Annotated in this window: 24 protein-coding genes and 1 pseudogene; 8 read left to right on the forward strand and 17 right to left on the reverse strand. The window is 64.4% G+C overall.

The genetic code is table 11. From position 1 onward, the window contains the following. Positions 1-75: 75 nt before the first annotated feature. Positions 76-903, reverse strand: a complete 828-nt coding sequence (locus tag ACPPVR_RS29510; protein ID WP_426610073.1) for an MBL fold metallo-hydrolase — start codon at positions 901-903, stop codon at positions 76-78. 93 nt (positions 904-996) lie between these two features. On the opposite strand from ACPPVR_RS29510, the gene ACPPVR_RS29515 reads away from it, so the two are divergent. Beyond that, complete coding sequence (locus ACPPVR_RS29515; protein WP_426610074.1) at positions 997-1,872, forward strand: LysR family transcriptional regulator; 876 nt, start codon at positions 997-999, stop codon at positions 1,870-1,872. Here ACPPVR_RS29515 and ACPPVR_RS29520 read toward each other — a convergent pair. Both ACPPVR_RS29520 and ACPPVR_RS29525 read right to left on the reverse strand, forming a co-directional pair. Further along, positions 1,856-2,617: a hypothetical protein gene (locus ACPPVR_RS29520; protein ID WP_426610075.1), complete on the reverse strand. Its 762-nt coding sequence runs from the start codon at positions 2,615-2,617 to the stop codon at positions 1,856-1,858. The genes ACPPVR_RS29515 and ACPPVR_RS29520 overlap by 17 nt on opposite strands. A 14-nt stretch (positions 2,618-2,631) precedes the next feature. Next, a complete protein-coding gene (locus tag ACPPVR_RS29525; RefSeq protein ID WP_426610076.1) occupies positions 2,632-2,820 on the reverse strand; it encodes a hypothetical protein in 189 nt (62 codons plus the stop codon). A gap of 255 nt (positions 2,821-3,075) precedes the next feature. Between ACPPVR_RS29525 and ACPPVR_RS29530 the strand changes: the two genes are divergently transcribed. Then, a complete protein-coding gene (locus ACPPVR_RS29530; RefSeq protein ID WP_426610077.1) occupies positions 3,076-4,053 on the forward strand; it encodes a DUF2336 domain-containing protein in 978 nt (325 codons plus the stop codon). A 277-nt stretch (positions 4,054-4,330) separates the two neighbouring features. Here ACPPVR_RS29530 and ACPPVR_RS29535 read toward each other — a convergent pair whose 3' ends face one another. The 6 genes from ACPPVR_RS29535 to ACPPVR_RS29560 all read right to left on the reverse strand — a co-directional run bounded on the left by ACPPVR_RS29535 (position 4,331) and on the right by ACPPVR_RS29560 (position 9,200). Continuing rightward, entirely contained in the window at positions 4,331-5,458 is a 1,128-nt protein-coding gene (locus ACPPVR_RS29535; RefSeq protein ID WP_426610078.1) for an MFS transporter, read from the reverse strand. A 104-nt stretch (positions 5,459-5,562) separates the two neighbouring features. Next, positions 5,563-6,309 (reverse strand): glucose 1-dehydrogenase, encoded by a 747-nt coding sequence (locus tag ACPPVR_RS29540; protein ID WP_426610079.1) that lies wholly within the window; start codon positions 6,307-6,309, stop codon positions 5,563-5,565. 25 nt (positions 6,310-6,334) lie between these two features. Beyond that, positions 6,335-6,715 carry a DUF427 domain-containing protein gene (locus ACPPVR_RS29545; protein WP_426610080.1) on the reverse strand — a complete coding sequence of 127 codons (381 nt, stop codon included), beginning with the start codon at positions 6,713-6,715 and terminating at the stop codon, positions 6,335-6,337. A 30-nt stretch (positions 6,716-6,745) separates the two neighbouring features. Then, the gene (locus ACPPVR_RS29550; RefSeq protein WP_426610081.1) at positions 6,746-7,492 is read right to left on the reverse strand and encodes an SDR family NAD(P)-dependent oxidoreductase; all 747 of its coding nucleotides are present in this window, start codon (positions 7,490-7,492) and stop codon (positions 6,746-6,748) included. Between the two features lie 82 nt (positions 7,493-7,574). After that, positions 7,575-8,411: an alpha/beta fold hydrolase gene (locus ACPPVR_RS29555; protein WP_426610082.1), complete on the reverse strand. Its 837-nt coding sequence runs from the start codon at positions 8,409-8,411 to the stop codon at positions 7,575-7,577. A gap of 42 nt (positions 8,412-8,453) precedes the next feature. Continuing rightward, positions 8,454-9,200 carry an SDR family NAD(P)-dependent oxidoreductase gene (locus ACPPVR_RS29560; RefSeq protein WP_426610083.1) on the reverse strand — a complete coding sequence of 249 codons (747 nt, stop codon included), beginning with the start codon at positions 9,198-9,200 and terminating at the stop codon, positions 8,454-8,456. Between the two features lie 65 nt (positions 9,201-9,265). Here ACPPVR_RS29560 and ACPPVR_RS29565 point away from each other — a divergent pair, with 65 nt between their 5' ends. Next, positions 9,266-10,237 (forward strand): LysR substrate-binding domain-containing protein, encoded by a 972-nt coding sequence (locus ACPPVR_RS29565; RefSeq protein ID WP_426610084.1) that lies wholly within the window; start codon positions 9,266-9,268, stop codon positions 10,235-10,237. A gap of 53 nt (positions 10,238-10,290) precedes the next feature. Next, positions 10,291-10,540, forward strand: a pseudogene (locus ACPPVR_RS29570) (transposase); the annotation flags it as partial. 35 nt (positions 10,541-10,575) lie between these two features. Here ACPPVR_RS29570 and ACPPVR_RS29575 read toward each other — a convergent pair. Genes ACPPVR_RS29575 through ACPPVR_RS29585 form a run of 3 tightly spaced genes read right to left on the reverse strand, consistent with a single transcriptional unit; the run spans position 10,576 to position 13,522 of the window. Continuing rightward, positions 10,576-10,920 carry a DUF1491 family protein gene (locus ACPPVR_RS29575; protein WP_426610085.1) on the reverse strand — a complete coding sequence of 115 codons (345 nt, stop codon included), beginning with the start codon at positions 10,918-10,920 and terminating at the stop codon, positions 10,576-10,578. Between the two features lie 57 nt (positions 10,921-10,977). Next, positions 10,978-11,679 carry a peptidoglycan-binding protein gene (locus tag ACPPVR_RS29580; RefSeq protein ID WP_426610086.1) on the reverse strand — a complete coding sequence of 234 codons (702 nt, stop codon included), beginning with the start codon at positions 11,677-11,679 and terminating at the stop codon, positions 10,978-10,980. Beyond that, positions 11,672-13,522 (reverse strand): PAS domain-containing sensor histidine kinase, encoded by a 1,851-nt coding sequence (locus ACPPVR_RS29585; RefSeq protein ID WP_426610087.1) that lies wholly within the window; start codon positions 13,520-13,522, stop codon positions 11,672-11,674. Before ACPPVR_RS29585 ends, ACPPVR_RS29580 begins: the two co-directional genes overlap by 8 nt. Positions 13,523-13,908: 386 nt before the next feature. On the opposite strand from ACPPVR_RS29585, the gene ACPPVR_RS29590 reads away from it, so the two are divergent. Both ACPPVR_RS29590 and ACPPVR_RS29595 read left to right on the forward strand, forming a co-directional pair. Next, positions 13,909-14,343: a DUF5330 domain-containing protein gene (locus ACPPVR_RS29590; RefSeq protein WP_426610088.1), complete on the forward strand. Its 435-nt coding sequence runs from the start codon at positions 13,909-13,911 to the stop codon at positions 14,341-14,343. A gap of 68 nt (positions 14,344-14,411) precedes the next feature. Further along, positions 14,412-14,840 (forward strand): SufE family protein, encoded by a 429-nt coding sequence (locus ACPPVR_RS29595; RefSeq protein ID WP_426610089.1) that lies wholly within the window; start codon positions 14,412-14,414, stop codon positions 14,838-14,840. Positions 14,841-14,844: 4 nt separating this feature from the next. On the opposite strand, the gene ACPPVR_RS29600 is transcribed toward ACPPVR_RS29595, so the two are convergent. After that, complete coding sequence (locus tag ACPPVR_RS29600) at positions 14,845-15,261, reverse strand: MucR family transcriptional regulator (RefSeq protein ID WP_426610090.1); 417 nt, start codon at positions 15,259-15,261, stop codon at positions 14,845-14,847. 151 nt (positions 15,262-15,412) lie between these two features. Continuing rightward, positions 15,413-16,258 carry a DUF308 domain-containing protein gene (locus ACPPVR_RS29605; RefSeq protein WP_426610091.1) on the reverse strand — a complete coding sequence of 282 codons (846 nt, stop codon included), beginning with the start codon at positions 16,256-16,258 and terminating at the stop codon, positions 15,413-15,415. A 314-nt stretch (positions 16,259-16,572) separates the two neighbouring features. Between ACPPVR_RS29605 and ACPPVR_RS29610 the strand changes: the two genes are divergently transcribed. After that, positions 16,573-18,222, forward strand: coding sequence for a glycosyltransferase family 39 protein (locus ACPPVR_RS29610; RefSeq protein ID WP_426610092.1), 1,650 nt, complete (start codon positions 16,573-16,575; stop codon positions 18,220-18,222). Between the two features lie 187 nt (positions 18,223-18,409). After that, positions 18,410-19,189, forward strand: a complete 780-nt coding sequence (locus tag ACPPVR_RS29615) for a class II aldolase/adducin family protein (protein WP_426610093.1) — start codon at positions 18,410-18,412, stop codon at positions 19,187-19,189. A gap of 200 nt (positions 19,190-19,389) precedes the next feature. Here the strand turns inward: ACPPVR_RS29615 and ACPPVR_RS29620 are convergent, their stop codons facing one another. From ACPPVR_RS29620 to ACPPVR_RS29630, 3 genes are all read right to left on the reverse strand, one after another. Beyond that, a complete protein-coding gene (locus tag ACPPVR_RS29620; protein WP_426610094.1) occupies positions 19,390-20,784 on the reverse strand; it encodes a M20/M25/M40 family metallo-hydrolase in 1,395 nt (464 codons plus the stop codon). Positions 20,785-20,824: 40 nt separating this feature from the next. After that, a complete protein-coding gene (locus ACPPVR_RS29625) occupies positions 20,825-22,153 on the reverse strand; it encodes a glycosyltransferase family 87 protein (protein ID WP_426610095.1) in 1,329 nt (442 codons plus the stop codon). A 150-nt stretch (positions 22,154-22,303) separates the two neighbouring features. After that, complete coding sequence (locus tag ACPPVR_RS29630; RefSeq protein WP_426610096.1) at positions 22,304-23,929, reverse strand: helicase HerA-like domain-containing protein; 1,626 nt, start codon at positions 23,927-23,929, stop codon at positions 22,304-22,306. Positions 23,930-23,940 lie beyond the last annotated feature (11 nt).

The following is a 23,940-nucleotide window of genomic DNA, read 5'->3' on the forward strand; positions in this document are numbered from 1 at the left end:
GGGCAGGAGGAACCCGGCGTTGATCTGGCTCAATGGACGGTGCGTCTCAGCGCACGACGGACAGCGGGCGCACGGTCAATGCGCACCGCACCGGCAGCTCTCATAATCCACGGGATCATGGCTGTTGAAGATCGTCACCCGGTCGCCGTGGCTGAGCTTCAGTGCGCGCAGCCGGGCCTGGTTCGCGATCCGGGCCCTGCGGTCCATATCGACCTTGCGCTGGAAATAGCCGAGCACCAGCGGCATGCGCGGCGAAGCCTCTAACTGGCCGTGAAAGAAATAGCTGTCACCGGCATGCAGCAGCCATTTGTCGCCTGACCTCACCGCGATGCCGCAATGGCCGAGCGTGTGGCCGGCGAGCGGGATCATCAGGATGTCCGCCTCCTTGTCGCCGAGCGCGCGGACGCCTTTGAAGCCGAACCAGTCCTCGCCGGCCTCCTCATAGAATTTCCAGCTCGGTCCGTGGCTCCACTGCTCCGTGACATAGCGGCCCGCGGGCGGCGCGGGCTTGCGCAGCACCGCCATGTCGTATTCGGCGCGATGCACATGGATCTTCGCATTGGGAAAGTCGGGCACGCCGCCGGCATGATCGCGGTCGAGATGGGTCAGCAGCACGTGGCGCACGTCGCTCGGGGAATAGCCGAGCGAGCGCACCTGCTGCACGGCCGTCTCCGACGGATCGAGCTTTGGCGCGGTCTGCCGCAGCCATCGCCGCCCCAGCCGGTCGGGCGTGGCGATATCGCCGAGCCCGATGCCGGTATCGACCAGCGCCAGCCCGTCACGGCTCTCGACCAGCAGGCAATGGCAGACCATCCGCGCCCGCTGGAACAGGCCGCCAGTGCCGTTCACGAGGCGCCGGCCGATCGGGCACATCGTGCCGGTGTTGAGATGATGGATTTTCATGGATGGCCCTCGCCTGCTGGAGACGGCGCTTCTTGCCAGCTGCCGATCTATAGGTAAAATATCGAATATAGATAGTATCTCTAGGTGTAGCCTATGGACATCCGCGAGCTTCGCTACTTCTCCGCCGTCTACCGCGAGCGCAACCTCACGGCTGCGGCCCGCACCTGCTTCGTGTCGCAGCCGTCGATCTCGACCGCGATCACCAATCTCGAGGCCGAGCTTGGCACCACCCTGTTCATCCGCCACAAGAAGGGCGTCGCGCCGACCGCCTCGGCCGAGCAGTTTCATGTCCTGGCCCGCCGCATCATCGACGAGACCGATACGGCGCGCAGCCTGTTCCGCAAACCCAGCACGAAGACCACGCTGACGCTTGGCCTGATGCGAACGCTCGACGTGCCCCGCACGATCACGCTGCTGAAGCCGTTGACGGCGCGCGCCGACATCGCGCTCCGCCTCGTCGGCCACGACGAGCGCGCCGATGCGCGCATCATCTCGAAAAGCATGCTGCGCAATGACGAGCATTTCGTCGCGCTCTGGAGCGAGCGCTATGTCGCGGCCCTGCCGCCCTCGCATCCGTTGACGCTGAAGGAGCGCCTCCGCGTCAGCGATCTCGCCGATGCCCCGATGATCGACCGCTGCCATTGCGAGCAGAGCGAATTTTTCGGCCGGCTCGCGCAGCGGCGCCAGTCCGCGGCGATCGCGCAATCGGAGGATTGGGCCATGGCGCTGGTCGCAGCCGGCGTCGGCATCGCCATCGTCCCGGAAGGCATCGCGCGCGGCAACCCGGACGTCGCGGTCCGCGAGATCGAGGTCAAGATCAAGCGCGAGGTCGGGCTTGCCTATCGTGCATCGGCGCCGCTCGCGGATGCGCTGAAGGATTTCGTTGCGAAGCTTCAGAAGCGGCGGCGCAAGCCGGGCCGGACTCCGCATCGGCGCAGTGCGCGCAAGACGCCTAGCCCTTCGAGATGACCGGGCGCTGATAGACCGGCTGGGCCGCGACCGGCGGATTGGCGGTCTGGGCGGCGAGTTCGCCGATCAGGCGATCGGCGTCGGCTGCCATGCTGTCCGGCGCCTGGATCACCAGACGCTCCAGCCCCCAGCGATAGGACGAGACGCGCTGCTCGAGCGATTGCTGCACCCACTGGATGATCAGCGAGTTCTCCTGCATACGCTCGACCGCGTCGGCCTTTTCCTGTGGCGACAGCGCGGAGACGCGTGCCATGCTGGCCTCACGCTTCTTGTCGAGATCGATGACGCGGATCGCGGAGCCGAAGAACGGCTCGAACCGGGTGATGTCGTTGCGCACGTCCTCGATCAGTTGCGCGTAGCGCGAAGAGTGCGAGCGATGCGGCTCGTCGATCAGCGTGCGTCCGTACATGGTGCGGTCGAACACGATCTTCTGCCGCCACGGCGACGGCAACGCCTTGTAGTCGCCGAACACGCTTTTCCAGGCCGGCCGCGACAGCGGCGGCTCGATGATGGGGTAGGCGAGGTCGCGAAGCTGGCGCTCTTCGTCGGTGAGCTGGAATTGCGACGGCTTCAGACCGACGCTGGATGTGACCTCGGTGCCGAGCCAACGATGCATGTCGTCGCTGCGCATGTCGGCGCGGGTGCGGCCGAAATCGCCGCCGCTACAGGCGGCGAGGCTCGCGCCCATGACTGCGAGCAGAACGGCCGATGTGACGGTGCGGATCTGGCGGATGGCTTCCGGCATTGCAAGGCCGGACGCTAGCGGCGACGACGACGGCGCCCCGGCGCAGTGCCCGCTTCCGGTCCGCGATCGCCGCTGGTTTCGTCCGCCTCGCGCTCGATGCGGATGACGGGAAGGATCAGAATCGTTCCCGTGTCCGCGCGCGGTGTGACGTCCCCCGACGAGCCCACCCGGCGACCGGCCGGAAATTCGATGATGGTCCCCATGTCAGCTCTCTCAATTGCCGCGCGACCGAACGCGCCCCTGCAACATGCGGATCATTAGGATCAGTTTATGGTTAACGGGGTGTAAACGCGGCGGCCGGACCGTAACCGCACGGGCCGGCCGGGTCCCGTCCCTTTGCGGCACGGGAACGGCTTAAATTGAGCGTCCCGCTTCACACCTCGTTTTCCTTAACGAGCCTTTAAAGGAACCTGCGTTAGGCTGGCTGCGAGTCTCTTTTCCAGGTCGCGTACCTCTCCATGACCAAGTCGCTGTTTCCCGGATTCGACGGGCTGATGACACTCTCCCGTCGCGAGGGCGTCGATATCCGTCCGACGCTGCTGCGCGTACTGACCGACCTCTATGTCCAGACGCGCATCCACAGCGAAGACGAACAGCGGCAATTCGTCGAGCTCGCCACACGATTGATCGACCAGGTCGACGATGCGACGCGCGCCGCCGTCAAAGCGCGGCTTGCGATCTATCCGTCGACGCCCGTCCCGATCCTGCAGAAGCTCGGGCTGGTCGCCGCACAGGAAGGCCGCAGGGTTCCGCTGGCGCGCGAGATTCCCGCTCCGCCGGCGGCGCCCTCCCCGGTCCGCACGCCGACCGACGCCCAGCAGCGCATGGCCGCAAACATGGCGATGCAGCCAAACGACGCGGCCGAGATCCACGACATGTTCTTCCGCGCCAGCGCCAGCGAGCGCGCGCTGGTCCTGCACAATCTGGCGCAGACCCCGCTGAAAGCCGCGCCGCGCATCCCGACCGTGCGCGCCAAGCGCGCGATCCAGATCCTGGAGATGGCGGCGATCGCGGGCGATGTCGAAAACTTCACCTTCGAGCTCGGCGACAGCCTGATCCTGCCCTCGCGCGTCGCAGCCCAGATCGTCGATGATCCCAGCGGCGAAGCGCTGGCGGTCGCGGCGCGGGCGCTCGACATGCCGAGCCCGAACTTCCAGCGCATCCTCCTGTTCTTCAAGCCGGAGATCGGCAACTCGGTGGACGCGGTGTACCGGCTGTCGCGGCTCTATGACCGCCTCAGCGACCGCGCCGCGCTGGTGATGCTGGCCGCCTGGCGCGGCTCGACGCTCGCCGTCACTCGCGCAAAGTACCAACCGTCGCTGCACGACAGCGAACGCCAGCGCGCACGCGCGGGCGCAAGCCAATCGCGGCCAGGTGTGCAGCCGGGTTCGAGCCCAGCGGTGCGGACAGGCACCGACGGATCATCGGATCGGTGATTGCGTCCGCCGCCGGAAGCGCCGACGCTGATTGTTGGGGACGCAACGTGCCCCAAGCTCGTCATTGCGAGCGCAGCGAAGCAATCCAGAGTCCCTCCGCAGAAAGATTCTGGATTGCTTCGCTGCGCTCGCAATGACGGTGGGCGCTAGGCCGTGTACCCATAAAGCCAGCGGCAGGATGCGATAGACGCAATGTCTGTTTTGCCCCTGTACCGGCCGAGTTTGTGCCGTAGCGCAATAGGTTGCGTTGGGCCATTGCGGACCACTGATCGAGAGGTCATTCGACCATCGTCGAAAAGCGCACCGCGGCAAAGAGGAATGTCGCACCTCCTAGCGAAGCGACTACGATCGCCGCCGCCGCCACTGCCGTCGGCAATCCCCAAGTGCGAGCGACTACACCCAACGCAAGGGCGCAAAAGCCCATACAGAGATATCCGACGAGATAGAAGGCTGAGAGGACACCACCGCGACTGTCTGCGGGCGCGACGGCGTTGAGCAACGTCAACGCGCCCAGGAATAGAAATGCGTAACTTATACCCGCCAACGAGGTCGAAGCGAGTAAAGCGGGCAGCGAGCGAGCCACCGTCGCCACCCACAAAAGAAACATGGCGATCACGGTCGCGATCGATCCAAGGAAGAACGCGGCCCGCGGCCGTAACTGTCTCGCAACGATGGTGGCTATCGCGGACACGATCGCGAAACTCGCCAGGATAGTGCCGTTCGTCAGTTCGTTGGCGGACCCGACCAGATCGTGTGCCACTTGGCCGCCGAGCGAAAGGAGAATGGCGCCAGTGGCGAACGCCGTCGCGGCGCCGATCGATGCCATACCAAATGCTTTGCGGACGGCGGCCGGTACGTGCGGCAATCGGGGAGCCCACGGCTTCCGGCTCGACACATGACGCGGAAGGAACCAGACGGCCAAGATCAGCACGGTGATGACCACCGCAAGCGCGACGAAGTCTAGCCGCAACGGATAAGGCGCGTACTGAATCAGAGCGCCGCCGAGCAGTAGCGCGGTGGCGAATCCGAGCGCTTGCGCCAGATTGGTCGCCGAAGCGGCGCGTTCGGGGTCCCCGGTGGGACTGAACTCAAGGATGGCCGCCGTCGAAGCGCCGCTCGCGAGGCCGACTCCTACCCCCATGACTGCGCGGGCAACCAGGAGCCATTCGACATTGATGGCCCATGCGAGTGTCAGAGCCCCGATCAATGAGAACACCAGAGCGGTAAGCATCGTCCATCGCCTGCCGACATGATCCGACAGATCGCCCAGAAGGATCAGCGTGCCGACGACGAACAACGGATAGATCGCGAAGACGCCCGTCGTCTGTATAGGTGACAGCTGCCATTCCTCGGCATAGAGCCGATAGCTGAGCGCCGGCGCGGCGCTCGTCCACAGCGTATGCATGGCAACGCCGAGCGAGACCCAAAAACTCGCTCGGCGGCTCAAGACCAGTTTCGGCGGAGAATGTCGGCCATCCGATGACCGGAGGCCGACATGGATCCGTCCCATCAGCGCAAGCCGCCGCCGGCCGAGATCCTTTCGCCGGTCACCCAGCGCGCGTCGTCCGAGGCTACGAAGGCCACGACGTCGGCGATGTCCTGGGGCTGGCCGAGGCGACCGAGCGGCGTCTGGGCGATGATGCCGGCCTCGAACTCGGACGCGAGCATGCCGGCGCTGTGTGTGCCTTCGGTCTCAGTAAGGCTGGGGCTCACGGTGTTGACCCGGATTTTTCGAGGCCCGAACTCGTTGGCCAACACGCCGGTGATGACGTCTACAGCGCCCTTGGTGGCGGTGTAGACCGCCGTCTGGGGAGGGGTAATGGCGGTGACGCCGGAGCCGATGTTGATGATGCTGGCGCCTTCGCGCAGATGGGGGGCCGCGGCCTGGGTCACCAGCAGAAGACCCAGCACGTTGACGTCGAACATCTTGCGGAACTGCGGCTCGGTAACCGACTCCAGCGGTCCGAATTCGTAGACGCCCGAGTTGTTGACCAGGATGTCGAGGCGACCGTATGCAGCAATGGCTGCGTCGACCAGAGCTTTTGCTTCCGCCAGCTTGGACACGTCGCCTTGGACGGCGATTGCCTTGCCATCCGAGGCCGTGATCGATTTGACGACGGCTTCCGCGCCGGCCTTGCTCGACGCATAGTTGACAACGACCGCTGCGCCTCGCGCGGCCAGGGTCTTGGCGACGGCGGCACCGATGCCTTTCGACGCTCCGGTGACGATGGCGACTTTACCATTGAGTTTGGACATGACGACGACTCCTTAAAAATGCCGCTCAGGCGGCTTGTTCCTCGATCGCATCGACGCGGTCGGGGTAGAAAGCGAGATGATTCTTGATTTCGGCCACCGCCTCATAGGGCGCTTCATAGGTCCAGATCGCATCGGTCGAGCGCTCGCCACCGGCCGGGATGCTGAAATAGGCAGCGTCGCCCTTGTAGGGGCAGAAGGTCTGCGTGGCCGATCGTGCGAGGGCGGCCATGTTCACGTCTTGGCGCGGAATGTACTGGACCGGTGGATACTTGGACTCGCGCAAGGTGAGCGCGTTGCGCGTATCCGCGATCACGCGTCCACCTACGGTGACGATGACCCGCTTCTCGTTCCGCTCGATGGTGATCGGGTGATCGGGGCCGGGTATCTTGATCGTGCGTTCCGTCATGACGATTGTCCTTTCATCGCGTCTTGTCGCTCAAAGCTTCGAGCCGCCGTCCACCCGCAGCGTGTCTCCGGACACCCAGCGCGCGGCGTCGGAGGCGAGGAAGGCGATGGCGCCCGCGATGTCGTCGGGCTGCGCCACCCGCTTTAGCGCCTGCATGGAGAGGGTGAACTCGCGGCCGGATTCGGTCCTCGCGAAGCTGGACATGTCGGTCTCGACGACGCCGGGCGCCACGGCGTTGACGCGCACGCCCCTGGCTCCGAGGATCAGAGCGAAGTGCTTGACCAGAGTGTCGACGGCGCCCTTGGTGGCGGCGTAGGCGGAAAGATTCCCGACTGCCGCGTGCGCTGCGAGCGAGGACGTAAAGATGACGCTGGACCCATCTTTCAGGATCGGCAGAAGCTGCTGAACCAGAAAATATGGAGCGCGGACATTGACGGCGAACAGCGCGTCGAAGTCCTCGACCGTCGTCTCCTCGATCGTTGCGGCCTTCGACACGCCGGCATTGGCGACCAGAATGTCGAGCCTTTCGCCGACGATTTCGTGCACCTTGGCGGCGAGCTTATGCGCGCCTTGAGCATCGGAGAGATCGAAGCCGATCGCCTCGGCCTTGCCTCCGGCGGTCTTGATTTCGTCGACCACCGAACGCGCGTCCGCGGCGCCGCGTCCGTAGTGAACCAGGACCTGGGCTCCGGCCTCGGAGAGCGCCAGGGCGGCGGCGCGCCCGATGCCGCGCGAGGCGCCGGTGACGAGCGCGGTCTTTCCACAGCACGATTTCATGATGATCTTCCTTCGAGGGAATCAAGGGCATCGATCGGACATGCTGGAAGCGTGACCGACCGGCTCGACGACTCGCGTTTCGTCAGGCATCCAGGAACAGGGCCGTGTGGACCACGAAGAGCTCCGGGTACTGGTTCTGAGGCCCGTGGCTGGAATCGGGATAGATGATGAGATGTGCGTTCGGCAGATGCTGCTGCAACGTGAATCCGTTGACCGTGGGGATGATCAGGTCGTTGCTGCCGTCGACTACGAGCACCGGATGATGAATTACCGCGAGGTAATCCCACACGCCATCGGTCTTCTCATTCGACTTGACGATCGCCGCGTACTGCGCCGTGGCGGACGCCTCGCTCACTTCCGGGCTGCGATCCTTGCGGAGCAACTTGCGTTCAAGGTACTTCAGTCCGGCCGCGCGGCCGGCTGTATTGGGCAGGAAATGCGCGGCGATCCAGAGATGTTCGGGCGGATCGTAGGTCGCAGAGAAGATCTCTGCGGATTTGCTGGCGGCGGTGTCGGCGCCACGCGGCCCGGTGCCCACCAGGACCAGCTTGCGCACCAGGTCGGGCGCCTGTACGGCGATCTCCTGAGCGACCTTGCCGCCGATCGAATAGCCGAGGATGTCGGCCCTGCCGATCCCGAGCGCCCTGATGAAGGCGACGGCATCTGTCGCCATGCCGGGGATGGTCGCCGGCGTCTCGCCAGAACTGGCGCCGATGCCAGCGTTGTCGAACAGGATGACTTCGCGCTGCGCTGCCAGCCCGTCGGTTACGGCCGGATCCCAATGGTCCATGGTGCCGCGGAAATGGATGTTCATGACGATCGGCACGCCGCCTGTCTTGCCGAAGCGCCGATAGGCGAAGCGGATGCCGTTGGCTTCGACGAATTGCGTGGGCGCAGTTTGGTGTGTGTGCGTAGTCATGGCAGAACTCCTTAATGTCTAAGATGATGTGACCGATTGGATTCAGCTTGCGGTCTTGCCGCCGTTGACCCGTACGATCTGGCCTGTGATGAAAGAGGCCTTCTCCGAAGCCACGAAAGCGACGGCCTCTGCGATTTCCTCTGGTCTCGCGCCGCGCTTGAGCGGTACGGCAGCGTAGAAGGCCGCCTTCTTGTCCGGCGAGCCGGTCAGACGATCGAGCATCGCGGTCTCTGTCGGCCCCGGCGCCACCGCGTTGACGCGGACGCCGAAAGCGGCCGCTTCGAGTGCTGCGGATTTGGTGAGGCCCTCCACGGCGTGCTTGCTCGCGACGTAGAGCGACAGGTTGGCAGCGCCGCGCTCGCCCATGGTTGACGAGATGTTGACGATGCTGCCCGCGCCCTGCCGCTGCATCACCCTGAGTTCGTGCTTCAGGCTGAGCAGGGTGCCAAGCACGTTGGTGTCGAACATCGCGGCATAGCTTTCCAGCGTCGTCGAGGTCACCGGCCCCGGCGTGCCCTCGGTGCCGGCATTGTTGACGGCAACATCCAGCCGGCCGAAGCGCGCGACCGTCTGGTCGACCAGGCGACGGATGTCGTCTTCATGACGCACGTCGGCGAAAATGAACGCGGCCTCCACGCCGAGGCTCCGGAGCTCGGCCTCGAGCGACCGGCCTTCGGCCTCTCGGCGGCCGGAGACGACCACGATCGAACCCTGTTTGGCGAAAGCGATGGCGGTAGCGCGGCCGATGCCGGTCAGCGCGCCGGTGATGAGGACTACGGGAGTGGACATACGAAGCTCCTCGATTTCGGCAAAAACCTGCCATTCCCTGCCACGTAGGCATGGTTCCAAGGCAATTGCCGTTCAGCGTTGGAAGCCATCTGGGGCGCACTGGCGCTTTTGAAAAAGACTTTGTAAGTTCCTTCTCCATACCTGGAGAGCATGGAATGGAGCTTCGTCATCTCCGCTATTTCGTCGCCGTCGCCGAAGAAGGCAGTCTCAGCGTGGCTGCCGAGAAGCGACTGCACACCGCGCAGCCGTCCCTAAGTCGGCAAATCCGGGACCTGGAATACGAGGTTGGCGTGCCACTTCTGACCCGCAGCGTCCGCGGCGTGGAACTAACGGAAGCCGGTAGGGTGTTTCTCGATCACGCTCGCCTGGCACTGATGCAGGCCGAAGCCGCGACCGAAGGCGCTCGCCGCGTTGCTCAGCCAAGCAAGCAAGTGTTCGCAATCGGCTTTACCACCGGTCAGGAGGTCGAGTGGTTGCCGCGCGCCACCAGACTGTTGCGCAACGAACTGGCCGACATCGAAATTCGGGTATCCAGCGATCATTCGGCGACGCTGGCGGAGGAGCTCGCACATGGCAGGCTGGACGTCGCATTCCTGCGCGGCGAAAAGATCCCGGATATCGAATTCAAAGTCGTGGCTCAGGAGCCGCTGGTCGCGGTTCTGCCGAGCAATCATAGGCTCGCGCAGCGAGAGACTTTCGATCCGAAGGATTTGGTCGGCGAAACCTATATCGGCATCTCGAAAGTGCCGCGGGTGCTGCGTGCGCTCATCGCCGAATATCTCGATCGCTGCGGCGTCGAGATCACACCGGCGTTCGAGATCGACAACTACGCTATGGCGATCTCGCTCGTCGCATCCAACCGCGGCGTTGCGATTTTGCCGGCATCCGCAAAGAATTTCCTGCCCTGGTCGGTCGTAAGTCGCCCCCTTGAAGGTGACGCGCCGACGATCGCTGTGACGGTCGGCTTCCGCCGAGACAATGCATCGCCCATCTTGAAGACTTTTCTCTCGAGAATCGATGGCCTGAATGCGGCATAGACTTGCTTAGGACCGAGACGGCCTCTCCCTCCTAGGCGTCGGGCTCAGCCGTTGGGTCAATGCTGCTTGCTGACCGTGGCTATGACGCAGACTGGATCAGAGAGCTTGCGCTGAAGAAAGGCGCGTGGGCCAACATTCCGCCGAAAAACAACCGCTGCGATCCGATCTGCTTCAGCCCCTATCTCTACCGCGCGCAACCAAGTCGAGCGGTTCTTCAACAGAATCAAGCAATGTCGCCGAGTGGCAACACGCTACGACGGACTTGCCGTCAACTACCTTGCCTTCGTTCAACTGGCGTCAATCGGCTGTGGCTGCGCCTTAATGAGTCCGCATCCTAGTCAGGTCTTCGCCAGCTCCAGAAAATGCCGCCCTGCCCGATCCTCGGTCTCGACGATCCAGGCGTCCGGATCGAAGCGGATTTCCTTGGTCAGTCGCTCCTCCACCGCAGGCTCGGGCAAGGGCTGCGGGGTGAGCGGCACGAAGAAGCGATCGACCGGCCGGCCATCGTCATAGACGGTCTGCGGCGCCGGCACATACAGCATCGCGTTGCCGTCGAGCAGCGCGACTTTTACGAACACCGCTCCGGCCTCCTCGGCGCCGCGCCTTCGCACGGCACCGAACACGCCCTCGGTCTGGCACCGGCGCAAGTAAGCCGCGACCCATATATTTGATTTCAACCGCATGCATCGCACGATAGGCCAGTGCCGTCATCAGCACCAGCCTTCGCGATAGCGTGACGATTACTCGACGGGGTGCCCGATCGCGGCGCCGAGCTCGCGCAACAGGCGATCCGACACTTGGCCGGTGACCGCCATCTTGTGCTCGCGCTCGAACTTCTGGATCGCCGACTGGGTCTCGCCGCTCATCGTGCCCGTGACCTTCAGCTGGCCATAGCCATATTCGGACAGCGCGCGCTGCACGCCTGCGAGCCGACGAGCCGCGGGCGTCTGCTGCACCGGAATGGGTGCGGGCGGACGTGCAATGGCAACAGAGGGCGGCGTCGACGTCGTGGACTTGACCAGATTGGCCATCGGATCGCTCGCGCGCAGCGTCGATGCGGTTGTCTCGGCAGCCCTCTCCGGCGCCTTCTCGGCGGGTTTCGGCTCGACGCGAAACTCCGTCGGCTTCGGCTCGAGCGGCGACGTATCGGCGCCGACGGGGCGCGCGCGCGGGATGGGATTCGACAGCGGCACGGACGACGGCGCGGGAAGGTTGATCACGGTACCGAACATCGGCGCCGGATGACGGCCGGTCTGGAGGAACAGCGCGTTCGCGACAATCGCGCTGATAGCCGCGACGGCAACGAGGCCGGCCAGCGTGTCCTTGGGACTATGCAAGAGCACGCGCATCACGAGATTGCGCTCGGTCTCGACATCCACGACAGCGGCCTTGGCGCCACGGCGGCGCGGAGCGGCTTCGTCCTTTGCAGACTTTCTAGGCACTTTTCTTCACCAGAGCAGGTTGGTCCTGAAGTTCATGACGCAGCACCGGCGTCAGCGTCGCGATCTTGCTCTCTGCCGGCCTGACTTGCGGCGGCGTGTAGACGAGCGGCAGCTTGACGGTGACGGCGGTGCCATCGCCGAGCTTGCTTTGTACCGTCAATTCGCCGAGATGCAACGCCACGAGGCTCTTCACGATCGAAAGCCCGAGGCCGGTGCCTTCGTGACGGCGCTGGTAGGTCTTGCCGGCCTGGAAGAACGGCGAGCCGATGCGCTTGAGATCATCCGGCGCGATGCCGATGCCAGTGTCGCTGATGCGCAGCGTGAGCTGCGAGGCGGACGCGGCCGCTGTCACCGTGACCTGACCGCCGCGCTCGGTGAACTTGACGGCGTTGGCGACGAGATTGAGCACGATCTGCTTGAACGCGCGCGGATCGCCGGTCATGACGGGCAGATCCTGCGGCGCATCGGTGATGAGATCGACGCCGTTCTCGCGCGCTTTCAGCGCCAGCAGGTTGCAGCAATGCATCAGCGAGGCGCGCGGCGCGAACGGCTCCGACGCGATCTCGAAATTGCCGGATTCCATCTTCGACATGTCGAGGATGCCGTTGACGACCGACAGCAAATGCTGGCCGGAATCGTTGATGAGCTCTGCATATTCCTTGCGCTGGGCCGCCCCCAACATCAGGGTCTGCTCCTGCGCGATCATCTCGGAGAAGCCGATGATGGCGTTGAGCGGCGTGCGCAGCTCGTGGCTCATGGTGGCCAGGAAGCGCGTCTTGGTGGCATCGGCCGCCTCCGCGTCACTGCGGGCCCGATCAAGCGCCTGCTCGGAAAGCTTGCGATCGGTCACGTCGCGCATCACGGCGACGACTTCGGCCTCGCGGGTGACGTCACGCAACTGATCCGGCTCGAGCGGACGGCAGCGCATCTCGACCCAGATGAAATCGATCTGGCCGCGCTCGGGACCGGCCTTCTCCTGCCGCAGTCGGAATTCGACGCTGCGCACGTCGCCGCGGGCGGCATCCGACAGCGCCGTGAGATAGGCCGGACGATCGACGACGTGGACGCGATCGAACAGGCCATGGCCCAGCAATCGCGCGACGGGCATGCCGAGCATGGCCTCCACCGCGGGCGAGATGAACTGCACCGCGCCGTTGCGCTGATGCCGCGAGATCACGTCGCTCATGTTGCGCGCCAGCAGGCGGTAGCGTTCCTCCTCGCGCGACAGCAGCGTCACGCTGGTGCGCGCGAGCGACTCGGCACCGAAGGCGAGGCCTGCGGCATAGAGCGTCGCAGAGGCAACGCCGAACGCCATCAGCACGCCGCGTTGCGCGGCGCTGACATGTTCGGGCGGCAACCAGCCGAACTGGGTGACGAGGATCAGTATCCCCGCGCAGGACAATGCAAGCAGCGAGGCAAAGGCCGCAACGCGGCGCGAGGCCGACAGCGCGGCTTCCAGCGGAACCACGACGAGCCAGATCGCAGCGAATGATTCGATGCCGCCGGTCGTGGACGCGATCGCCATGATCAGGCCGGCCAGCGCCAGCGACGACAGCACATGCGCGCCTTCGTAGCGGCCAGTGCGCGACAGGAACCAGGACAGCAGGATCGGCGCAATCAGCCAGGCGAAAGCGGCGACCTCGATCGCGCTCGGCGCGCCGCGCAGGACGAGATAGACCGGAAATGCGGCAAAGGCGGCCAGGCTTCCCAGAAGCCGCGGCGCCATGAAGGCACGATGGCGCGCTCGCGTCAGCGCATCGTAACGCGCGGAGGGATGCAGCAGCGCATCGAGACAATCGCGGATGATACTCAAAACTGTCACGGGTCTCGCGCTTCGGCTCATTCGTCTTTGAAGACGTGCCGGAACGCCTCCTTATCGTTGGGCCACCGTGTCAGAGCGACCTTAAACGAGTGCTAAGGCGACCCGGCCTGCTGCCGGACACCGCGTCATCGCGGAGATTTTTAGACGATTTGGCGATGTCATCATCGGGGATGGTGAACACAGGGTTTCGCCTTCCCTCGCATGGTTTCGAATTGGTGGATGCGCGGGGCCGGAACATCACGGCCGGGCGCGTCAATCGAAAATTTACGAGACCTCCAGTTCCGAAGATTTTTGCGTAAATTTTCTGCGAATTAAGCGGAAGGCAATCACTTGCGATTTATCGAGAGTTGCTAGGTCCGACGCCTGCGGGGATCGCCGCGACGGGATCTAACATACAGGTTCGCAAGATGCGCTTTCTGCTCCGCATCACATTCTGGCTCGGGCTGGTGCTGGTGCTCCTGCCGCGGGACAAGACGCCCGAATCGGACAAGCTGCCGCAGATCGGCGCTGCCGATGCGGTGCAGGCTGCGACCGCGGCCGTCTCCGACATGACCCAGTTCTGCAAACGCCAGCCGGCGGCCTGCGAGGTTGGCGGACAGGCCGCGACCATCATCGGCCAGCGGGCGCAGGACGGCGCGAAGAAGATCTACCAGATCATCAACGACAAGAAGGAGCAGATCACCAACGAGAAGAACGAGAAAAACGACAAGAAGGCGCCCGACCACACCGGCTCGATCACGGTCGCCGGTGAAGGCGATGCCACCACCGGCGAGGCTGTGCGCGACACGCTGACCCAGGACGACCTCGCGCTGGAATGGCGCGGTCCGCCGATTGCGAATTAGGGCTCAAATCCTATCGATTTCGAGGCCTTGCGTCCCTATATTGGTCTGAACGGGAACTCTGGGCCATTATGACCACGATCGACGAAATCAGGGACAATTTCGAGCTTCTGGACGAGTGGGACGACCGCTACCGGTACGTCATCGAGCTCGGCCGCACCCTGGAACCAATGCCCGAGGCGGACCACTCCGCGGAGAACAAGGTGAATGGCTGCGTCAGCCAGGTCTGGCTGTCCAAGCATGTCGACCGCGGCAATGGCGCGCCGATCCTGAGATATCGCGGCGACAGCGACGCACATATCGTGCGCGGGCTGGTCGCGATCGTGCTCTCGCTCTATTCCGGCCGAACGCCGCGGGAGATCCTTGCGACCGACGCCATCGCGGTGTTCGACGAGTTCGGCTTTCGCGACCATCTGACGCCGCAACGCTCCAACGGCCTGCGCTCGATGGTCGAACGCATCAAGACCGACGCGAAAGAGGCACTCGCGGAGGCTTCGTGAGAAGCTATTTCCGCTTCCGCTGCTGCTGTCCCAATCCCATCTTCTTCGCCAGTTGCGAGCGCGCCACCGCGTAGTTTGGCGCGACCATGGGATAGTCGGCGGGCAGGCCCCATTTCTCGCGATACTGCTCCGGCGTCATGTTGTACTGGGTGCGCAGATGGCGCTTCAGCGACTTGAAGCGCTTGCCGTCCTCCAGACACACCAGATAGTCCGGCGCGATCGACTTCTTCAGCGAGACCGCAGGTTTTGCGGGTTCAAGCGGCACGGCCTCCGCACGACCTGAGGAGACCCGCACCAGGGCGCCATGCACCTGGTTGATGAGGTTTGATATCTCGGCAGCCGGCGTCGGATTGCTGCTGACATAGGCCGAGACGATGTTGGCCGTCAGCTCGATGAAATTTTTAGCCCCAGCATCCGACATGGGCTCGCCCTCTCTCCAATCTGGCTCCGTCGCGCTGCATTGGCGACGGTGAAGTATATTCTGTCAACAATACGTTTGGCTGAAATACGACGACTGACAAGTATCGGCCGATTACTGCTGTCGCGACAACAACCGCGACGCATTACTTGAACTAGGACCGCTGGTCGAGATGGGCGCGCAGCTCGTCGATCGAGGCAAAGCGCATCATGCCCTCCGGCATCTGCGCCTCGATCGAACCGTCGGAATAGAGCGAATAGGCCATACCGTCGACGACGCCGGACTTGAGCACCGTCACCGGCGGCTGCTCAGCCGGCGGTGGCGGCTCCGGTGCAGGCGGGGCCAGCGCAGGCGGGGCCGGCTCGAAGGCCGAAGGTGAGCGCGGCGGCGATCGACGCGCCACGGGCGGCTCCGGCGGCCGCATGCGGTCCAGCTTCGGCCAGGCGTCATCGAACCTCGCGGGCGGCGCCTCCGGCGCCGCAGGCACGGCGTCTGTTTGCGGCTGCGGGCCATCGGTAGCCTTCGCCTCGGCACGCTCGCGCTCCTTGCGCGAACTCGAGGCGAACATCAAATTGCGCCGGCGCGGCGCTTCCGGAGGTGGTTCCGGCTCTTCGGGCTCTTCCGGCGCCTCGACCCGCGGGCGCTCGCGGGCCGGCGCTTCGCCCTGCCATGGGGGGGGTGCGGCGGGTGATGGTTCGGCCCTTATCGCTGGAGCAGACGCTGGCTCCGGCGCACCGGGCATCGCGAGGCCCGCCGGCAGCACCGGCCTGACCCGCACCTCCGACGTCGCGGCGGAGCCGGCCAAGCGCCGGGCAATATTCTTCAGCTCCACGGCCACGACATAGAGGCCGGCCAGTAACATTCCGGAGCAGACACCGACCGTGCCGGAGATTATGAGGGTGCTACCGAGGCTGAAATCCCTGACCGTGTAGCCAAAAAGGATTGCAAGGAGACCCGCCACCACGGCGACGATCCCTGCGATCAGCAATACCAAGACCATCGAACCCACCCTCGGTCGCGCATCCATGCGCAACACCCGTTACGCCACGATACCGTCATACTGTGGTCCTCGCCAACGACCAATTGCCCGCGCTGTTCCTAAAGGGAAGGATATCAGGGACTTATTCACATTCCCTTCAGCTACGGCTCGCTAGTTTCTAATCTGCTCTTCGGTTAGTCGGGTTTGCTGCGTCGCATCAGGAATTTAGCCATAATGCCCAATTACTTGGTAATGGAACTGCGCTATAGGGATTCCGGGGAGCAGGCCCGCGCGCACCAGCAGGGCCAAGAGGGGATTCCGGGTCACCAATAGCCATGACATCCATCACGACTTCGGCGATCGACACGCCTCTCGGGCGCTCGGTTGAACGGTCTTGCGACGACCTCGCCATGCTGGTGCTGGCAGCGGTCGCCGTCATCGCAGGTCTGACCTTCCGCGACTACGGGCTCGGCTGGGACGATTACACCCACGCCGAATATGCCGATCTGCTGCTGCGCTTGTTCGGTTCCGGCTTCAGGGACACCGCAGCGCTCTCCTTTGCCAACCTCTATATGTATGGCGGCGGCTTCGACATGGTCGCAGCCCTCCTGCACAAGATTCTCCCGCTCGAGCTGTTCGAGACGCGCCGTCTGCTCGGCGCGATCGTCGGCGTGATCGGGCTTGCCGTGACGTGGCGGCTCGGCCGCCGCATCGGCGGGCCTCTTGCCGGTCTTGCCGCGCTCTTGCTGCTCGCGCTCTGCCCGATCTTCTACGGCCACATGTTCATGAACCCGAAGGATGCGCCCTTCGCGGTGGCGATGATCATCCTGATGCTGGGCCTAGTCCGGCTTGCCGAGGAATATCCGAACCCCTCGCCGCGCACGATCCTGATCGTCGGCCTCGGCGCCGGCCTGTCGATCGGCTGCCGCATTCTCGGCGGGCTCGCGCTGGTCTACGCCATGGTCGGATTCATGCCGTTGTTCCTCGAGGAGCTGCGCACCGAAGGCGTCCGCGAGGCGGCCCGTCGATTCGCCCATGTCGTCTACGTGCTGCTGCCTGGCCTCGCGTTCGGCTACCTCGTGATGGGCCTGATCTGGCCGTGGTCGATCATGGAGCCCGGCAATCCCTTCGAGGCTTTGACCTACTTCTCGCACTTCTTCGAGAAGCCCTGGAAGGAAATGTTCGACGGCGCGATCGTGTCCGTGCCCGACATGCCCTGGTCGTATCTGCCGACGCTGTTCGCGCTTCAGCTGCCCGAGGTGATGCTGGTGCTGATGGCCGGCGCCGCGATCGGCACCTTCGCGCTGCTGCCGCGCCGCGAGGTTCCAGCCCGCCGCAAGACCATCCTGCTGATGCTGACGCTCGCAGCGACGCTGCCGCTCGCGATCGCGATGGTGAAACGACCGGCGCTCTACAACGGCATCCGCCACTTCGTCTTCGTCATCCCGCCGATGGCGGTGCTCGGCGGCGTAGCGTTCGCCTGGACCATGGAGCGCCTGCGCGCCAATCACCGCGCCTGGCAGCCGGTCGTGCTCGCCACCTTCTGCTTCGGCCTGGCGCTGCCGCTGGCCGAGATGATCCGGCTGCATCCCTATCAATACACCCACTTCAATCACATCGCCGGCACCGTGCGCGCCGCCGACGACCGCTTCATGCTGGACTATTGGGGCCTTGCGCTGAAGCAGGCTTCCGACGAACTGCGCGAGCAACTCGTCGAGCGGCAGGAAGTGCCGCCGCGTAACCGCAAATGGAAGGTCGCCGTGTGCGGCCCGCAGCGCCCCGCGCAGGTCGCGCTCGGCCCCGACTTCACCATTGGCTGGGATTCCAACGCGGCCGATTTCGCCATGACGCTCGGCGAGTTCTACTGCAAGGGCCTGACTGCCCCGGTGATGGTCGAGATCAAGCGCGACGACGTGGTGTTCGCTCGCGTCTACGACATCCGCGGCCGCAGCATTTCCAGCCTGCTGTCGATCCCGGCGCCGTAGCACCACCGATCGAGCGGTCTCGTAGCCTGGATGGAGCGAAAGCGAAATCCGGGACCACACGACTCCTCGCATTCCGCTTCCCCTCTATGCGGGCTACGCTGAACTGCCGCGCTTTGCGCGCCTTGCCGCCGGCCTCACCCGAGACTAGGCTCCCTCCCCGAAACAACGAGGTTCGGAGAGATCTGTCATGTCACCAGCGGAAGCGCGCCTGAAGGAAGTGCCGTCGAACATGACGGAGGCCGAGTGGCAGCAACGGGTCGATCTCGCCGCCTGCTATCGTCTCGTCTCACTGTACGGCTGGGACGACCTGGTCGACACCCACATCTCCGCGCGCGTGCCCGGCCCCGATCATCACTTCCTGATCAATCCCTATGGGCTGATGTTCGACGAGATCACGGCGTCGAGCCTGGTCAAGGTCGATCTGCACGGCAATCAGCTCACCGAGAGCGAGTACAGCATCAACCCGGCCGGCTTCACCATCCATTCGGCGATCCACGAGGTGCGCGATGACGCGATCTGCGTGCTGCATCTCCACACGCTTGACGGCACCGCGGTCTCCAGCGCCGCCGAGGGCTTGCTGCCGCTGAACCAGACCGCCCAGCTCGTCACCCACGACCTCGCCTATCATGACTATGAAGGCATCGCGCTGGACCACGACGAGCGGCCGCGGCTCCAGAAGGATCTCGGCGACCACAATCACATGCTGCTGCGCAATCACGGCACGCTGACGGTCGGCCGCTCGGTCGCCTCGGCCTTCGAGCGCATGTATCACCTCGAGCGCGCCTGCTCGATGCAGGTGCGCACGCGTGCGCTGGGCACCCCGGTCTATCCGGTCGACGACGTCGCGATCGACAAGAATACCGAGCTGCTCGCCAACCGCGACCGCGCCGAGCTGCGTGCCACCAAGCTGGTGTGGCCGCCGCTGCTGCGCAAGCTCGACCGCGAGCTGCCGGGCTATCGGTCTTGAGATTCTCGAGGTTTGGTGTAGGGTAGGCGTCAACACCCTCTACACGCTTTGGAATAAAACGCCGCCCAATTCCGGGCGGCGTTTTTATTTTTGCCGTCATTGCGAGGAGCTCTTGCGACGAAGCAATCCAGACTTTACCCGCGGAGGGATTCTGGATTGCTTCGCTTCGCTCGCAATGACGAGGATAGAGTTTTCGCGCCCTACTTAACCTCGGCCAGCGCGGCGAGGATGCGGGCCCAGGAGCGGATGCCCTTCTGGAAGCTTCGGAGGTCGTACTTCTCGTTCGGCGAGTGGATGTTGTCATCATCCAAACCGAAGCCGACGAGCAGCGAGTCGAGGCCAAGCGTGCGCTTGAAATCGGCGACGATCGGGATCGAGGCGCCCGAGCCCATCAGCACGGTCTCCTTGCCCCATTCCTCCGTCAGCGCCTTCTTCGCCGCGGCAAGCGGCTTCATGTCCCAGTCGAGCGCGACCGCCGGCGCGGCGGAATGGTCGCCGAACTCGACCTTGCAATCGCCGGGAATGCGCGCCGTCACATAGTCACGGAAGGCCTTGCGGATCTTCTGGGGATCCTGCCCCTCGACCAGGCGGAACGAGACCTTGGCCGATGCATGCGACGGGATCACGGTCTTGGAGCCTTCGCCGATATAGCCACCCCAGATGCCGTTGACGTCGCAGGTCGGACGCGAGGAGGCCTGCTCGATCAGGAGCCGGCCCTTCTCGCCGGCCGGGATCGACAGCCCGATCGGCTTGAGGAAAATCTCCGGCGTGAGATTGAGCTTCTTCCACTGCTCCAGAATGTCCGGCGGCAGATCCTTCACGCCGTCATAGAAACCGGGGATGGTGATGCGGTTGTCGTCGTCGAACAGGCCGCCGAGAATCTTGGTCAGCACCCGGATCGGGTTCATCGCACTGCCGCCGAACACGCCGGAATGCAGGTCGCGATTGGCGGCGGTGATTTTCAGCTCTTCGTATAGCAAGCCGCGCAGCGAGGTCGTGATTGCCGGCGTGTTGCCGTCCCACATGCTGGTGTCGCAGACCAGCACGTAGTCGGCTTTGAACTCGTCCTTGTTGGCTTCGATGAACGGCACGAAGTTCTTCGAGCCGACCTCCTCCTCGCCTTCGATCAGGAAGGTGACGTCGATCGGCAGTGAGCCCGTGACTGCCTTCCAGGCGCGGCAGGCCTCGACGAAGGTCATCACCTGGCCCTTGTCGTCCTCGGCGCCGCGCGCGACGATGATCTTGCGGCCGTCGGCGTGGTCCGTCACCGCAGGCTCGAACGGGGGACGGTGCCAGAGCTCGAGCGGGTCGACCGGCTGCACGTCGTAATGGCCGTAGAAGATCACGTGCGGCCGTCCGCCCGCCTTGATCTTGCCGACGATTGCGGGATGGCCGGCGGTCGGCCTCACCTCGGTCGCGACGCCGAGGCTCGCGATGTCCTTGGCGAGGTGCTCCGCGGCCGCCTTGCAATCCCTGGCGAAGGCCGGATCGGCGGAGATCGACTTGATCCGCAATAGCGAGAACAGGCGCTCCAGGCTGTTGTCAAACTCCTTGTCGATGTGGTCGAGCACGGATTGAAGCTGCGCATTGGCCATGTCGTATTCCCTGCGTTTCAAGTCTCGAGAAATCGGGGTCTCAAGATGTATGGGGTTTTAGCCTTGCCGCGGCGCCGGAGCTAGCCGCAACCGGCGGATGCCGGATGTGCCAGGCGAGGCTGCCTGCGAGGACCGCCGTGGCGATGAGGTTATTGCCCCAGGCCTGGATGACATTGGGAAACGGCGGCAGCGACAGCAGCATGAGGATGCCGGCGCCGCCGAGAGCGAGCCAGGTTCCCAGCCGCACATTCGCCCGTTCGTCGAAGGCAGCACGATGCATCAGCACCGTCATCGGCAGGAACAGCCACATGAAATAGTATTGCCGCGCCAACGGCGAGGCCACCGTCATCAGGCAAAACAGGATGCCGAGCTCCTCGGCGTCCGATCGCGCCGTGCGCCGCGCTTGCCGTGGCATGACCGCGATGAAGCCGAGCCCGAGCAACGCCGACACCGCGAGCACGATCCAGTTCGCCGTCTTGTAGTCGACATCGATGACATTCATCGTGCGCGGCGGCTTGTCGGGATCTTCCTGATTGTAGTTCAGCGGCCGGACCAGCCGGTGCGTGACAGCGATGATGGACTGGTTGACCCATGACCAGTTCTGCTCGTCGCGCTGGCCGAACCCCTTCTCCGAGCTCGCCCCGACCATGCCCTGGTACCAGGTCTTGAGCTCGGCCGCGTTGCGTTCGAAGCCGCGGATCGGCGCCGGCGCCACGTAGAGAAGGATGCCGATGAAGGCGACCATGCTGACGACAGCCGCCCATTGCCGTCGCCAGACCAGATAGGGCAGCACGGCGATGGGAAACACCTTGATGGCGGTAGCGAGCGCGAACATGAAACCCGCGAGCCAGGACCGTTGGCGCTGCAAGCTCCAGAAGCCGTAGAGCATCATCGCCAGCAGGACGAGGTTCGGCTGGCCGAGATCGAACATGTCGAACACGAAGGTCACGGTGACGAGGGCCGGCAGCGCTTCCAGCCAGGGGCCGGGTTTGCGGTCCGATCCGGTCATGGCATTGGAGAGGATCCCCGTGTACCACCACGCCACCACATTCAGGATCGACAATACGATGTAGAGCGGGAGCTTGCCGAACCAGCTCGGGATCGCAAGCAGGATCGCCGGCAGCGGCGGATAGATGAACTCGAACTGGTGATGGATGTCGCTGGGATAGAGCGCGCCGCCATGCAGCACCTGCTGCCCGGCCCAATACCACAGCGCATAGTCCTTGGTCTTGCCGTGGCCGAACATCTCGGGACCGAGGACATCGGCGGTGAGGATGATGCAGCAAAGCAGGAAGAGGAGATCGAGCGGCGCGCGCAGCGATGGCAGCCGGAGTGCGCGGGGTTTGTCTGATGGATTCGATGATGTCACATTATGCCCGTCGGAAACACATAGGACGTAGCAGACCGACCGACGCTTGGAGAGTCCCAATCATCCGAAATATGTGCGCGGGGGCGCTGAGCCTGACACTGAAGGCGCGCAAAATGCCCGGCCTTCATGGGATGGCCACAAGGAAGCTGCCTACCTTCGCAGCAAGCCGCCGAGCGCGCCGCGGACCAGCGCACGGCCGACCGAGCCGCCAAGCTGGCCGCCGACCGACTTGCCGAGATCGGCCACGACGCCGCCGACCACCTTGCCGGTGACCGTGCGCGTGACGTCGCGCGCGATGCGTTGGCCCGTGGACAGCCGGTTACGCCCGGTGTTGGTGCCGAAGATGGTGCCGACGATCGAACCGATCTGGCCGAGGATCCCGCCACCACCACTTGCGCCGGCCGAGCCGTCTGCCGGCGCCGCGGTGCCGGCGAGGCGCTTCTGGATGATCTCATAGGCGGACTCGGCATCGATCGCGGTGTCGTATTTGCCCTTCACCGGGCTCGCATCCATGATCGCCTTGCGCTCCTCCGGCGTGATCGGCCCGATCCGGGCCGATGGCGGACGGATCATCACCCGCTCGACCATTGCCGGCGTGCCGTTGCCCTCGAGGAAGGACACCAGCGCCTCGCCCTTACCGAGCTCCATGATCACCTTGCCGGTGTCGAGCTTCGGATTGGGCCGGAAGGTCTGAGCGGCAGCCGCAACCGCCTTCTGGTCGCGCGGGGTGAAGGCGCGCAGTGCATGCTGCACCCGGTTGCCCATTTGCCCGAGCACGCGGTCGGGCACGTCGATCGGGTTTTGGGTGACGAAATAGACGCCGACACCCTTGGAGCGGATCAGACGGACCACCTGCTCGATCTTGTCCATCAGCGCCTTCGGCGCATCGGTGAACAACAGATGCGCCTCGTCGAAGAAGAACACCAGTTTTGGCTTGGGAGGGTCGCCGGCCTCGGGCAATTCCTCGAACAGCTCTGACAGCATCCACAGCAGGAATGTCGCGTAAAGCCGCGGGCTCTGCATCAGCTTGTCGGCGACGAGGATGTTGACCATACCGCGGCCGTCGCGATCGGTCCGCATGAAATCCTTCAACGTCAGCGCCGGCTCGCCGAAGAATTTGGTGCCGCCCTGGTTCTCCAGCACCAGGAGCTGGCGCTGGATGGTGCCGACGGTGGCCTTGGTGACGTTGCCGAACCCCTGCGCCGCTTTCCGGATCGGTGCCAGCGGATCCTCCCCCGCGTCCGCCCCCTTCTTGCTGGTATCCGGGACGATGGCGTCGAGCAGCGCCCGCAAATCCTTCATGTCGATGAGGGCGAGGCCGTTGTCGTCGGCGACGCGGAAGGCGACGTTGAGCACGCCCTCCTGCACGTCGTTCAGATCGAGCATGCGCGCCAGCAGTAGCGGCCCCATCTCGGTGACGGTGGCCCGCACCGGATGCCCCTGCTCGCCGAACACGTCCCAAAACACCGTCGAAAATTGGTCGGGCTGGAATGTCAGGCCCATCTCGGTGGCGCGCTTGACGATGAAGTCCTTGGCTTCGCCCACCTCGGAGATACCGGAGAGATCGCCCTTGATGTCGGCGGCGAACACCGGAACACCAGCGCGCGCAAATCCCTCCGCCATCACTTGCAGCGATACTGTCTTGCCTGTCCCGGTCGCGCCGGTGACGAGGCCGTGGCGATTGGCAAGCGCCAGCGTCAGCCAGGCCTGCTCGTCTCCCTTGCCGACGAAAATCTTGTCGTCGGTATCGCCGAGCTTGTTGTCCTGCGCCGTCATCGCTCTCTCTA

Source organism: Bradyrhizobium sp. McL0616 (assembly GCF_049993385.1).
Lineage (GTDB): Bacteria > Pseudomonadota > Alphaproteobacteria > Rhizobiales > Xanthobacteraceae > Bradyrhizobium.